Origin of the sequence: Streptomyces huasconensis (assembly GCF_021028635.1) — a bacterium.
Taxonomy (GTDB): Bacteria; Actinomycetota; Actinomycetes; order Streptomycetales; family Streptomycetaceae; genus Streptomyces; species Streptomyces huasconensis.
In genome coordinates, this window is record NZ_CP086119.1 from 3,439,018 (window position 1) to 3,451,559 (window position 12,542).

Genomic DNA, 12,542 nt, shown 5'->3' on the forward strand with positions numbered 1-12,542 from the left:
CTTTCACCCAGGAAGCCGGAGCGTCCGCGCGAAGTCGTCCAGCGGCTCCATCGCCGCGGCGACCAACTCCGGATCGTCGTGGTGCCCGCGGAGCAGGACGTCAGGGAGCCCAGCCGGGGTGTGCCAGTGGTACGACACCGAGGTCATCATGGTGGAACTGTCGGCCGGGTAGGACCGGATGACCCGGACGCCGTCCTCCCCGAGATGAGGCGAGGCGAACGGAACACTGCCGCTTCGCTGCTGCCACTCGGGAATCTCCGTATGCGGCACCGTGAGCGCGGCGACTCCCTCACAGGAGCCCGCGTCACGGGCGTCGCAGTGAATCCGGGTGGCGTGCACCACCAGCGGCATATAGGTCAGCGGAACGGGGTGATAGATGAACGCCTCGTCCGCCTGGAGCTTGTCGCGAAGGGTGACGATCGTCTGCTCGTAGAAGGTTTTGTGGAAGCGGCGGAGTTTGCGGGTGAGTTCGATGTTCTGAATGGCGGCCAGCTCGGTGAGAGTCGCGTCCAGCCATTCCTTGAACGTCTTCTTGTCCATCTGGAGCCAGAGATAGCCCCAGAGGCCCTTGTGGGCATCCGTATCGACGTGAAGGGCACCTAGGTCGGCGCTCCACAGGGTGCCTTCGGACATGATCGGTCTCTTTCGTCGGGGCTCAGGCATCGGAGGGGGACGCCATCAGGCATAAGTCCAGCGGAAGGTGCTCATCACGGCATCGAACAGCTCCACGAGCGTGTCATGGAAAGCGAGATCCGAGCCGGGTGCGATCAGCGCGCTGAAGGAGAAGGTGACGTACCGGTCAGGCGTGCTGTCCGGGATCGGCACGACGTACTCGACCCGACGGTGAGCGACGTCGACGCCCTGGGCGGCGTCGGCGGGTACGTCTCGCTCCGAGCGCAGGGCCGCGGTGTCGTCCAGTTCTCGTATCTCGGCCCCGGGGGTCTCGGAGGCGAGCGCTGCCAGGACCGCTTCGGGGCCGCTCCCGGGTCTGACCCTCGGAATCTCGATCGGTTCGGAGGCGACGATCGAGACGGGCAGCGCGATGCCGTGGAGGCGTTCGGTGGGCAGGTAGAGGGTCATGCCGCCCTTGGCGACGGCCCGCCGTACGACCTTCTTCATCTCTTGGAGAAGCTTCAGCCGGGCTTTCGGGATGTCGTCCTTGGGGAAGCCGGCGGGAAGTTGACTGACCGCCTTGCGGACGATGCGGTCCATCGCTTCCTTGGTGCCCGTGCGCAGCGGAATCACATCCCAGCCGGGCGGCGTCACCAGGTTGAAGCCGTTCGGGGTCCGGCGTTGCTCAACGGTGGTCATGGTGCTCCCGCGTCAGTTCCACGGCATAGGTGATGCCTACGAAGAGTGCCCACGCCGGGGCGGCGATCATGCCCGGCCAGAAGCCGAAGAACAGTGAGGGCAGGAAGAAGCCGCCGCCCATGGCGAGGTCCCGGGTGAGGTAGGGCGGACGGCCCGCGTGGCGGGGGTACTTCGCGAACACCCAGACGTAATGCAGGAGGCAACCGATGATCCCGGCCTCATAGACGTGGAGCACGTCGTTCATCAGGGACTTCGGCACCAGGATCATGATTGCCAGTACCGGCAGGAACAGCGGCATTCCGATGATCAGTGTCAGCCTGAGACGCCGGTTGGGGCCGCTGCCGAGGCCCGTGCGGGCGGCTTCGGCCTCGACGATGCGTTGCGCCGAGTACAGGTCCATGGTCTTCCTCACCAGTGGGTGTCGGGGGCGGGCTTCAGGGTGTTGTCCTTCCAATCCGAATACGCCGTGTTGTACGGTTTCTCGCCGCTTCCGAACTTCTCCTCGGTCAAGCTTGTCAGGTCGCTCTTCCCCAGCGCCTTGTCGGTGATGTCCATCCCCATGCCGGTCCAGGCGATGCCCAGGCCTGCCTGATAGCTCTTGTACGCCTTGTCCGCGGCGGCCCCGGCGGCCTCGGGGAAGGTGGCCTTGTTCGCCTTCAGCATCTTCGCCATGCCGGCCATCTCCTTGTCGCCGAGGTGCGCCAACGTCGAGAGTGGGCTGACTCTCAGCGGGTTCTTGGCGACCAGGCCGACATTTTGGGAAATGGACTTGCGTATGCCATTACGGGCCGCACCGATTACCTGTCGCCCCGCCCCTTCCGGCACTTTGGACATCAGCCGCCCCAGGTCGTCCATGACACCCTTGACGCCCCTGAGTCCTCGGCTCAGCCCGGCGGTCCGGGCGGCCTGAGCGGCGCCGACGGTGGCCTTGGCGCCGCTGGCGAGCTTCGCGGCGGCCGCGAGGCCACCCACGACGAGCAGGCCGCCCACGACGTCGAAGATGACATCCGTCCAGGTGGCGTCGCCGGATGCCACCAGCAGGAGTCTGAGCGCGATCGTGACCCCCGCAATGGCGAGGATGACGATGTTCAAGCCGGGGATGGCGAGCGCCAGGAAGCCCGCAGCTGTCGCGATCCAACCGAGCACATCGATGAAGGCCTTGATCAGGTCCGCGTTGTCATGGACCCAGCCCTTGACGTCGTCCCACCACGAGTCCTCGATCACGTCGTCGATCTCGTCACGGATCTTGCCCGCGTGGTGGTCGGCGCGGGTGTCCCGGTCACTGGTGACGGTGTGCAGGCGCGCGCGGTACGAATGCAGGGGGTCGTCGGCGGGGTTGATGCCGCTGGGGGACGCGTCGGGGGCGTCCTTCTCCTGCGAGCCGGACTTCTTGGCCTTGTCGGCCTCGATCTCGTCCTGCTTCTCCTTGGCCTGGCGCAGGATCTTGTCGGCGTCGCTCTGGAAGTCCTCCAGCTCGTTCGACCACTTGGTCAGGTGACCGTGCACTCGCTCATACCGCCCGGCCACCTCCCGCATGTGCTTCTCCAGCGTCGAGGACTCCTCGCGCAGGGACGTCACGTACTTGCCCTTGAGCGTTTCGTCGTCGCTGATCGCCTTGAGGTTCTTCGCCTGGTCCCGGAGCTTTTTGGCCACCCCGATCATGTGCTTGACCTCGGCGCGGATCTCCTCCGGATCACCGGGCACGGGATCGGAGTCGCAGAGCGGCTGCCAGTCCACCGGACGGCGCTTGGTTGTCGGTGTCATGGCGTCACTTCTTCTGGTTCTTCTTGCCGGTCTTGGCCAGCTTGTCGTCGAGGTCCTTGAACGCCTTCTTGCTGCCGGACACGAGCTTGCTGACCGATTCGATGGACTCGACGAGTCTGGTGCGGTAGTCGTCCCAGTTGTCGACGAAGTCCTCCATGGCTCCGGCGACGGCACCGGAGCCCCAGTGCTCCTTCATGTCGTCCCGGCGGTTCTCGATGTCCTCGAAGGTCTTCTTGAGCTGGCCGAGCTTGCGCTCGCAGTCCGCGAGGAAGTCATAGTCGACCGTCAGGTCCGGGTCGCCCATGCCGTTCCGTTCCCCCTTGGGTGATCACGCTGTGGCGTGCGTCGTGAGACAGAAGTTCTGACAAAGACGACTGACGCTAGCGGTGGGGTCAACGGTTTCGCCAGAGCGAATTTCCGCAACGGCGCTGCAAAGTGGGGCATATGGCACGGATGCCGCCGATACTGCTACCTCACCCTCACCCCGGCCACACGATCGACTGCAGTTCGCTGTACGCGTGCAGGGCGTAGGAGCCGACGTCGCGGCCCACTCCGCTCTTCTTGAAGCCTCCGAACGGTGCCTCCATGTTGCGGCCGACCGTGTTCACGCCGACGCCGCCCGTGCGGAGGCGGCGGGCCACGCGGAAGGCGCGGGTGATGTCGGCGGACCAGACGTAGTCGATGAGGCCGTAGTAGCTGTCGTTGGCGAGGGCGATGGCCGTTTCCTCCGCCTCCTCCGGTGTCGCCGCGTCGAAGGGGACGACCGAGACCACCGGGCCGAAGATCTCCTCACGGACCGCCCGCATGCCGGGGGTGCAGTCGGCGAGGAGGGTCGGGGCGACGTAGAAGCCGGTCGGGAGCGTCGGGCGCTCGCCGCCCGTGACGACGCGTGCTCCTTCCTTGCGCGCGTCCTCGACGTACGCCTCGACGCGGTCGCGGTGCGCCGCCGAGATCACCGGGCCGACCACCGTGCCGGGCTCCGCCGGATCGCCCACCTTCAAGGCCCCGGCGTAGGCCGCCAGCTTCGCCAACAGGGCCTCGTACACGCCTCGTTGGACGATGACCCGCGTCGGGGCCGTGCAGATCTGGCCGCTGTAGAAGGAGAACGTGGTGCCGATTCCGGCCACCGCCGCGGCGAGCCCCTTCTCGCCCACGTCGTCGAAGACGATCGCCGCGCCCTTGCCGCCGAGTTCCATCAGCTGCCGCTTCAGGTCGCGGCCGCAGACCTCGCCGATGCGCTGCCCGACGGCGGTCGAGCCGGTGAAGCTCACCATGTCGACGTCCGGGGAGGCGACGGCCGCCTCGCCGACGGCCACGTCCGTGCCGGAGACCACGTTCACCACGCCGGGCGGGACGCCCGCTTCCGCCAGGGCCGCCGCCATCCCGTACACCGACAGCGGGTCCTGCGGCGCGGGCTTCACGACCACCGTGTTGCCCATCGCGAGGGCGGGCGCCACCTTGCCCGCCGGGTTCGCCCACGGGTTGTTGTACGAGGTGACGCAGGTGACGACGCCGACGGGCCGGCGCCCGGCGACCGCGCCCATGATCGCCGCCTCCCCGATCGGCCCCGCCTCGTTGATCTGCGGCGGGAGCGCCGTCTCGACCGGCTCCAGCGCCCCCTTCGCGTACCGCTCGAAGCGCCCGACCGCCACCGCCACCTGCATGCCGTACGCCGTGCCCGTCGTCGCGCCGCTCTCGGCCCGCGCCAGATCGGCGTACGCGGCGCAGTCGCGGCGCAGGATCGAGGCGGCGCGGGACAGCACTCCCGCGCGTTCCTCGGGCGTCGTGCGCGACCAGCTCGCGAAGGCCTCCCTGGCCGCCGCCGCGGCGGCCAGGACCTGCTCGGTGCTCGCCTCGGGCGCCAGACCGACGACTTTCTCCGTGGCCGGGTTCACCACTTCGTAGTGCCCGTGGTCCGGCTCGACCCACTCACCGCCGATGAACAGCTGTCGCCGGGCGCTCACTTGGTGCTCACCGTCCTGGTGTCGCGGCCGGAGCGCAGCACCCGGCCCGGCACCGCGCCCGTCACGACGTCCTCGCGGATGACCTCGACGCCGTTGACCCACACCGCGGTCACGCCGATCGCCTTGGAGTCCAGGCGCGGGCTGTCGCCGGGCAGGTCGTGGACGAGGGTGGCCTTGCCCGCGTCGATCCGCTCGGGGTCGAAGAGGACGAGGTCGGCGTGGTGGCCCTCGGCGATCCGGCCGCGCTCGCGCAGCCCGAAGAGCCGGGCGGGGTCGTCGGTGAGCATCTTCACGGCCTGCTCAAGACCGACGAGCCCGCGCCCGCGCAGACAGTCGCCGAGGAACCGGGTCGTGTACGGGGCTCCGCACATGCGGTCCAGGTGCGCTCCCGCGTCGGAGCCGCCCAGCAGGACGTCTTCGTGCCGCCAGGTCTCGGCGCGCAGGGCCCAGGAGTCGGGGTCGTTGTCGGTGGGCATCGGCCACAGGACGGTGCGCAGCCCGTCGGCGGCGCAGATCTCGACGAGGCAGGTGAAGGGGTCCTGTCCGCGTTCGGCGGCGATGTCGGCGACGACGCGGCCGGTCAGCCCTTCGTTCCGCTCGGCGTACGTGTCGCCGATGACGTACCGGTCGAAGCGGGCCAGGCGGCGGAAGACGCCCGCCTCCTTGCTGTCGGCGCGGCGCAGCATCTCCGCGCGGACGTCCGGGTCGCGCAGCTTCGCGATCCGCTCGGGGACGGGCAGGCCGAGGATGTCGCCCCAGCCGGGGATGAGGTTGAGGGCGCAGAAGGTGCCGAGCGACATGTTCATCGGGGTGAGGATCGGCATGGTGAGGGCGACGACGCGGCCGCCGGCCTCGCGGGCGCGTTCGCTCGGCACGAGCTGGCGCGGGACGCGGTCGGGGACGGCGGCGTCGATGGTGAGGACGTTCCAGTTGAGGGGCCGCCCGGCGGCCGCGCTCATCTCGACGAGCAGGTCGACCTCGGCGTCGCTGAACTGGTCGAGGCAGCCCGCCACGATCGCTTCGAGCTGCGTGCCCTCGTGCTCGGCGACGGCCCGGGAGAGCGCGAGCAGCTCCTCGGGGCGGGCGTGGCGGGAGGCCACGGGCTGTCCGTCGCCGTCGGAGTGGGTGGAGGACTGCGTGGTGGACAGGCCCCACGCGCCCGCGTCCATCGCGTCGTGGAAGAGGCGCAGCATCTGATCCAGCTGGGCGGGGGTCGGCTGCCCGCCGACGGCGTCCGCGCCCATGACGTACCGCCGCAGGGCGCAGTGGCCCACCATGAAGCCAGCGTTGACGGCGATCCGCCCCTCCAGGGCGTCGAGGTACTCCCCGAACGAACTCCACGTCCAGGGCGCCCCCTCCTCCAGCGACACCAGGGACATGCCCTCGACCTTGGACATCATCCGCCGCGTGTAGTCGGCGTCCTCGGGCCGGTCCGGGTGCAGCGGCGCGAGCGTGAACCCGCAGTTGCCGCCCGCGACGGTCGTCACGCCGTGGTTGAGGGACGGGGTGGCGTACGGGTCCCAGAACAGCTGCGCGTCGTAGTGCGTGTGCGGGTCGACGAAGCCGGGGGCGAGCACCAGGCCGTGGGCGTCCTCGCTGGTCCGCGCCGTCTCGGGCGCGGCTACGGCCCCCGGTTCGGCGATGACGGCGATGCGTCCGTCCCGTATGCCGACGTCGGCGACGCGGGCGGGGGCGCCGGTGCCGTCCACGACGGTCGCCGAGCGGATGAGGTGGTCGAGCATGGCGGGGTCCCTTCCTGTGCGGTGCTGGTGGCCGGGCGGCCCGCTGCTTGCGGGCGTGCTGGAACCCCGGCCTCCGTCCGGGAGGGGAGGCCGGGGTGGCTTCGGGACTCACGCCCCGGCGGCCTGCCGGAAGCGGGTGGTGCGGTGGACGGGGTCCGTGTCGATCTTCGGGATCACGTGCTCGCCGATCAGCCTGATCGTGGTCATCGTGTCCTCGGGCGAGATGCCGATCGGCAGCCCGAAGCTGAGCTGGTCGGCACCGGCCTGCTCCCACCGCTTGCACTGCCGGAACACCTCGTCCGGGTCGCCGCAGATCATCAGCTCCTCGGCGATGAGCAGCTCGATGATCTCCTCGCTGTACGCGGGGAGCAGCTCGGGCCACTCGGGGATGCCCTCGGGGCGCGGGAAGGTGTCGTGGTAGCGGAAGAGCAGCGACTGGAGGTAGTTGAGGCCGCCGCCGACGGCGATCTCGACGGCCTTGGCGTGCGTCTCGGCGCAGATGGCCGTGGATGTCACCATGACGTTGTCGTTGACGAAGTCGCCGACCGCCACGGCCTCCTTGACGGCCGTCTTGTACGACTCGACGACCCACTCCATGTCGGACACCTTCTGCACGCTGAACCCGAGCACCCCGAGCCCCTTCTTCCCCGCCATCGCGTACGAGGAGGGGGACCCGGCGGCGTACCACATGGCGGGGTGCGACTTCCCGTACGGCTTGGGCAGGATCTTGCGCGGCGGCAGGGACCAGTGCTTGCCCCGGAAGCCGGGGTACTCGTCCTGGAGCCACATCTTGGGGAACTCGGCGATGGTCTCTTCCCAGATCTCCTTGGTGTGGTTCATGTCGGTGATGCCCGGCATGAACCCGAGGATCTCGTGCGAACCGGCGCCGCGGCCCGTGCCGAACTCGAATCGGCCCTCGGAGAGGTGGTCGAGCATCGCGACCTTCTCGGCGACCTTCACGGGGTGGTTGACGGGCGCGAGCGGGTTGAAGATGCCCGAGCCGAGGTGGATGCGGTCGGTGGCGTGGGCGAGGTAGCCGAGGTAGACGTCGTTGGCGGAGAGGTGGGAGTACTCCTCCAGGAAGTGGTGTTCGGAGGCCCAGGCGTACTTGAACCCGGACTTGTCCGCCTGGATGACGTACTCGGTCTCCTCGATGAGCGCCTTGTGCTCCGCTTCGGGGTCGACCTGGGCCCGCTCGGCGGGCACGTATCCCTGTACAAAGAGACCGAATTCCAAGGAGGTTCACCGTCCTCGTGAGGTTCTGACGGGCCGGGCCCGCGCCGTCACGCTTCCTGACGGACCGTCAGTTCAGGATGCGTCGACTGTTCCATCGCGCAGCCGGAGCGTCAATAGCTGACGTGACGTCAGATAACGCTGACCCCCGCCAGCCAGCCGCCGTCGATGACGAAGGGCTGGCCGGTGATGTACGACGAGTCGTCCCCGGTGAGGAAGAGCGCGAGGGCCGCGATCTCCTCGGGCCTGCCGACCCGCCCCAACGGCACCAGCTTCTTGTACAGCTCCGCCACCGCCTCGCGGGCCGCCTCCGGGTCGGCGCCCGGGTCCAGCTGCGCGGGGTTGGTCATGGGGGTGTCCACGGCCCCGGGACAGATGGCGTTGACGCGGATGTTCCGCGCGGCCAGCTCCAGGGCGGCGACCCGGGTGAGGCCGAGGATGGCGTGTTTCGTCGCGGCATACGCGCCCACGTACGCCATGCCTGTGAGCGCCGTGTAGGAGGCGGTGTTCACGATGGTGCCGCCGCCGGCCGCCCCGATCTCGGGGGCGACGGTGCGGATGCCGAGGAAGCAGCCGATCTGGTTGACCTGGATGATCTGCTGGAACTCTTCCAGGGGCGTGCTGACCAGCTCATTGAAGCGGAGGATGCCGGCGTTGTTGACGAGCCCGTCGACCTTGCCGAAGGCGTCCTTGGCGGTGGCCACGGCGGCCCGCCAGTCCTCCTCCCGGCCCACGTCCAGATGTACGTACGCCGCCACGTCCGCGCCCCGCTCCTCGCCGATCTCCTTGGCGAGGGCCTCGCCCTGCGCGTCGAGGACGTCCGCGACGACGACCTTGGCGCCCTCGGCGGCGAAGAGGCGCGCCTCCTGCTCTCCCTGCCCGCGTGCGGCACCGGTGACGATGATGACGCGGCCGTCCAGCTTGCCCATGGGGGTCACTTCCTTGTCGGGTAAGGGAGTCGAGGGGCCTCAGTCGCCGAGGCGATCGGCCATGAGGTGATCAGTCACTGAGGTGCGGGGCCACGCCGGTCGCGAACGCCGCCATCTGGTCGGTGAGTTCGGCGCGGCTGCGGCTGCGGAAGCGCACCTGGATCTGGTCGACGCCCATCGCGCGGTACGCGCGCAGCGACTCGGCGATGGCGTCCGACGGGCCGGCCAGCGTGCGACGGCCGAGGGGCCGGCGCGGCTCGCCGATGTACAGGGCCTCGGTGATCGCACCGATGACGATCGGCTCCTCGATCCCCGCGTCTTGCCGCAGCCGCCGGAGCCGCGCGATCTGCGCGGGCAGCTTGTCGCGGGGGTCGCCCTGGGGCAGCCAGCCGTCCGCGCGGGTGGCCGCGCGGCGGACGGCGGCGGGCGAGGAGCCGCCGACCCAGAGGGGTACGCGGTCCTGTGCGGGGCGGGGGCGCTGGCCGAGCCCGCCGAAGTCGTGGAACTTGCCGTGGTGCTCGGGGTACTCGTCCGGACCGAGCGCGGCCCGCAGCGCGTCGATGGCCTCGTCGAGCACGGGCCCGCGCCGCGCGAAGTCGACGCCGAGCGCCTCGAACTCCTCCGGTACGTGTCCGGCGCCGACCCCGAGGATGAGGCGCCCGCCGCTGAGGTGGTCGAGGGTGGCGTACTGCTTGGCGGTGAGGAGGGGATGGCGCAGCCCGACGACGGCGACGTGGCTCATCAGGAGGACGTGCTCGGTGGCGGCGGCGAGGTAGGAGAGGGTCGCCACGGGGTCGTACCAGGTGGTGCCCATGGCGGCGGCGAGGCGGCGGGGGATGGCGACGTGGTCGCAGCACGCGAGGTAGGCGAAGCCGGTGCGGTCGGCGGCGCGGGCTATCTCCACGAGGTCGTCGGAGGTGGCGTCGGCCTCCCAGGGTTCGGCGTAGAGGGAGCTTTGGGACTGGATGGGCAGCTGCATCCCGTAGGCGAGGGACGCGGGCGGCTGCGCGGGCGGCGGGGGCATGGCGGGTCACTCCTGCCTTGTCCTTGGAGGCGAGGGACCAAATCTGACGGCGCGTCACGTGCACGCCGTTGGTCATGGTGACGGCTGACGATGCGTCAGACAAGGCCTTGACACGCGCCATGCCGATGACTCCACCGCGCACGGCAGCGCAGGAGGGGCCGCGCGGGGGCGGACCGGTGTTCACCCCCGCCCCCCGGCCCCAGCCCCCATCCCTCGACCCCTATGGCGGACATGAACGCGATCACCTGTCACGCCCCTTCCTGACGCCCCCGCCGCGTACGGGAGCGCAGGACGAGCCGCGCGAGAAGGACCGGAGTTCACCCCCGCGCCCCCTCCCGAACCCAGCCCCGCCCCCGACCCCTGCCATGGACCCGAACGCGGCACCCGTCACACGCCATCCTGACGACCCCGCCGCGCACGGCAGCGCAGGACGAGCCGCGCCGGGCGGACCGCCGGTCACCCCCGCGCCTCCCGGCCCCAGCCCCGCCCCCGATCCCGGCCATGGGCCTGAACACGGGCCATGTGGGCGAGTTCCGCGATGCACGGGCCGCAGCCGTACATGTCGCCCGTCGCGCCCGGCGTGGTCACCGAGCCGATCCACAGCACGCGCACATCCCGGCGTCGGCAGTACAGCCAGCAGGAACCGGTCAGCCACCGGTTCCCGTCGTCGGTCCGCGCGGCGAGCGGCCACGCGTCGCGCCACTGACGCGCCGCGGCCGGGGTGAAGATCACGTCATCGGCCGCTCGGCGCGCGGCCCGCCCGCGACGTGGAGGAAGCCCCCGGCCTTCTCGATCTCGCCCACCAGCTCTTCGTACTCCTGCCGGACGGACGAGATCATCGAACGGCACGCCGTGAGCACCGCCCCCGCCTCCCCGCGCCGCACGCGCCCCAGGGCGCGCTCCAGCCCGTCCCTCCCCTGCGGCGGCAGCAGCCCCGCGCGCTCCTCGATCACCTCGGTGACCTCCCACCCGAACGCCTCGGCGTACTCCGCGCACTCCTGGCGGGGCCCCGCGATGTCCGCCTGCGGGGCGCCGCACACGTAGATCACGCAGCGGAACCGTTCGATCCGCCCGTACCCCTCCGACACCTGCGGCACGTCCGGCACGATGCCCGCCGCCGCGTCCGCCAGCGCCCGCCGCCGTCTCCGATCGCCCCCGGCCCGGCCGGTGCGGTCACTGCTCTGCTGCGGTTCATATCCGGAACTGACCATGCACTCATCGTGCCCAACTGATCACCCCGGGTGAAGAGATGAGCCATAGGGGCGGTCGAGGTCCCCCGGCCCCCGCTCGTACGCTCCGTCCGACCTACGCGATCAGCGGTACGCCGATCAGTTCGCTGATGTGCCGCACCCGCGCCGTGGACACCTTGGCGAGGCGCTTGCCGATGACGCCCGGCAGCGCCTGGTGCTTGACCCACTCCGGGGCGTCGAGACCCACCTCGATCAGCGTCTCCGCCGCACGGTCGTGCAGCCCGGCCGCGCACTGCGCGAGAGCGACGTCGAGTTTGTAGCGGTTGCGGGCCACCTTCGACATGGTCTGGGGGAGCTTCTTCATGTCGGGGTGGGCGGCGAGCGTCAGGGCGCGTCCGTAGTTCTTCAGCGCCACGTGGACGCCGACGGCCTCCGTCTTCGCCGCCGTCGGTCCGAAGCTGGTGCCGTACAGCTTCTCGTCACGGCCGAGCCTCGCCGCCGCGGCGTGTGCCTGGGAGAGGTAGTCGTCGGCCGCACTCTCGTCCTCGCGTCTCGACGCCGCCACGGCCGCCGAGATCATCAGCCGTCCGTAGGCCAACAGTTGGGGGCGCGACCCGCCGCTGAACGACGGTTCGATCGCCCGTGCCGCCCGCTCGGCCACGGCCACGGCACGCGGCAACTTGGCGCCACGCAGGTGGACCCATGACAGCGTGGACTCCAGGAGGGCCGACAGCACGGGGTCACCGACGTCCTTCGCCAGCCATTTCGCCGACGTGAGCGCGCTCAACGCGAGGTCACGCTGTCCGAACCCGTTCGAGCAGGACGCGGCCACGCGGTACGTGCTCGCCAGCACGGCGCCGAGCCGCTCACGCTCGGCGCCGGTGGAGCCGGCGTACCTGACCTGCCCTTCCATGAGCACCTTCGAGGCGTAGGCGCTGACCCCCGCCGTATCGCTCGCCCAGTAGGCCTCCCACGCCCGGTCGCGGGCCTCGCTCAACTCAACGGTCGTGCTGGGCTCGTCGATGCCCTCCCACTCGCCGAGGGCGCTTCCGTGCACGGCGTCGGACAGTTGCCGCAGCGCGGCCCGGTCCCCCTGGGCCATCCCCCGCCGCGGCGCCTGCTGCCCCAGGATCACCGACACATCCGTGTTCAACGCGTGCGCCAGCTTCAGCAGCGAGCCGATCGACAGCTCCCCCCGGTCCTGCTCCGCCTTCTGCACCAGCGCCAGCGAAAGCCCCGCCGCCTCCGCGAGACCCTGCTGGGTGAGATCACAGCCCCGCAGATGCTTGATGCGCTTGCCGTTCGTCAGATCCGCCCAGCTGCTCACGATCACCCCAGTGCGTTCGCTCCGGATTGCCCTCCTCCGATGGTAGGTGCGGAGCAGA

13 protein-coding genes are annotated in these 12,542 nt (G+C 70.2%); all 13 read right to left on the minus strand.

Features of this window, described 5'->3' with window-relative positions; all coding sequences use genetic code 11:
• Positions 1–3: 3 nt before the first annotated feature.
• Positions 4–633 (minus strand): hypothetical protein, encoded by a 630-nt coding sequence (locus J2N69_RS15435; protein ID WP_230901277.1) that lies wholly within the window; start codon positions 631–633, stop codon positions 4–6.
• 45 nt (positions 634–678) lie between these two features.
• Positions 679–1,311 (minus strand): hypothetical protein, encoded by a 633-nt coding sequence (locus J2N69_RS15440; RefSeq protein ID WP_230901278.1) that lies wholly within the window; start codon positions 1,309–1,311, stop codon positions 679–681.
• Positions 1,298–1,711 carry a hypothetical protein gene (locus J2N69_RS15445; RefSeq protein ID WP_230901279.1) on the minus strand — a complete coding sequence of 138 codons (414 nt, stop codon included), beginning with the start codon at positions 1,709–1,711 and terminating at the stop codon, positions 1,298–1,300. The genes J2N69_RS15440 and J2N69_RS15445 overlap by 14 nt, the downstream gene beginning before the upstream one ends.
• A gap of 8 nt (positions 1,712–1,719) precedes the next feature.
• Positions 1,720–3,075: a hypothetical protein gene (locus J2N69_RS15450; protein WP_230901280.1), complete on the minus strand. Its 1,356-nt coding sequence runs from the start codon at positions 3,073–3,075 to the stop codon at positions 1,720–1,722.
• 4 nt (positions 3,076–3,079) lie between these two features.
• Positions 3,080–3,379 carry a hypothetical protein gene (locus J2N69_RS15455; protein WP_230901281.1) on the minus strand — a complete coding sequence of 100 codons (300 nt, stop codon included), beginning with the start codon at positions 3,377–3,379 and terminating at the stop codon, positions 3,080–3,082.
• A 175-nt stretch (positions 3,380–3,554) separates the two neighbouring features.
• Positions 3,555–5,039, minus strand: coding sequence for an aldehyde dehydrogenase family protein (locus J2N69_RS15460; protein WP_230901282.1), 1,485 nt, complete (start codon positions 5,037–5,039; stop codon positions 3,555–3,557).
• Entirely contained in the window at positions 5,036–6,781 is a 1,746-nt protein-coding gene (locus J2N69_RS15465; RefSeq protein ID WP_230901283.1) for an N-acyl-D-amino-acid deacylase family protein, read from the minus strand. The genes J2N69_RS15460 and J2N69_RS15465 overlap by 4 nt, the downstream gene beginning before the upstream one ends.
• Positions 6,782–6,889: 108 nt before the next feature.
• Positions 6,890–8,017: an LLM class flavin-dependent oxidoreductase gene (locus J2N69_RS15470; protein ID WP_230901284.1), complete on the minus strand. Its 1,128-nt coding sequence runs from the start codon at positions 8,015–8,017 to the stop codon at positions 6,890–6,892.
• A 128-nt stretch (positions 8,018–8,145) separates the two neighbouring features.
• Positions 8,146–8,943: an SDR family NAD(P)-dependent oxidoreductase gene (locus J2N69_RS15475; protein WP_230901285.1), complete on the minus strand. Its 798-nt coding sequence runs from the start codon at positions 8,941–8,943 to the stop codon at positions 8,146–8,148.
• Positions 8,944–9,013: 70 nt separating this feature from the next.
• Positions 9,014–9,967 carry an LLM class F420-dependent oxidoreductase gene (locus tag J2N69_RS15480; protein WP_230901286.1) on the minus strand — a complete coding sequence of 318 codons (954 nt, stop codon included), beginning with the start codon at positions 9,965–9,967 and terminating at the stop codon, positions 9,014–9,016.
• A gap of 456 nt (positions 9,968–10,423) precedes the next feature.
• Complete coding sequence (locus J2N69_RS15485) at positions 10,424–10,699, minus strand: hypothetical protein (RefSeq protein ID WP_230901287.1); 276 nt, start codon at positions 10,697–10,699, stop codon at positions 10,424–10,426.
• Positions 10,696–11,178 (minus strand): recombinase family protein, encoded by a 483-nt coding sequence (locus J2N69_RS15490; RefSeq protein ID WP_230901288.1) that lies wholly within the window; start codon positions 11,176–11,178, stop codon positions 10,696–10,698. The genes J2N69_RS15485 and J2N69_RS15490 overlap by 4 nt, the downstream gene beginning before the upstream one ends.
• Before the next feature lie 94 nt (positions 11,179–11,272).
• Positions 11,273–12,484, minus strand: coding sequence for a helix-turn-helix domain-containing protein (locus tag J2N69_RS15495; protein ID WP_330166814.1), 1,212 nt, complete (start codon positions 12,482–12,484; stop codon positions 11,273–11,275).
• Positions 12,485–12,542 lie beyond the last annotated feature (58 nt).

Coding starts and splice junctions, on each gene's coding strand:
- J2N69_RS15435 (WP_230901277.1), bottom strand. CDS start 633: ATGTCCGAAGGCACCCTGTGGAGCGCCGACCTAGGTGCCCTTCACGTC.
- J2N69_RS15490 (WP_230901288.1), bottom strand. CDS start 11,178: ATGGTCAGTTCCGGATATGAACCGCAGCAGAGCAGTGACCGCACCGGC.
- J2N69_RS15475 (WP_230901285.1), bottom strand. CDS start 8,943: ATGGGCAAGCTGGACGGCCGCGTCATCATCGTCACCGGTGCCGCACGC.
- J2N69_RS15480 (WP_230901286.1), bottom strand. CDS start 9,967: ATGCCCCCGCCGCCCGCGCAGCCGCCCGCGTCCCTCGCCTACGGGATG.
- J2N69_RS15455 (WP_230901281.1), bottom strand. CDS start 3,379: ATGGGCGACCCGGACCTGACGGTCGACTATGACTTCCTCGCGGACTGC.
- J2N69_RS15450 (WP_230901280.1), bottom strand. CDS start 3,075: ATGACACCGACAACCAAGCGCCGTCCGGTGGACTGGCAGCCGCTCTGC.
- J2N69_RS15440 (WP_230901278.1), bottom strand. CDS start 1,311: ATGACCACCGTTGAGCAACGCCGGACCCCGAACGGCTTCAACCTGGTG.
- J2N69_RS15445 (WP_230901279.1), bottom strand. CDS start 1,711: ATGGACCTGTACTCGGCGCAACGCATCGTCGAGGCCGAAGCCGCCCGC.
- J2N69_RS15465 (WP_230901283.1), bottom strand. CDS start 6,781: ATGCTCGACCACCTCATCCGCTCGGCGACCGTCGTGGACGGCACCGGC.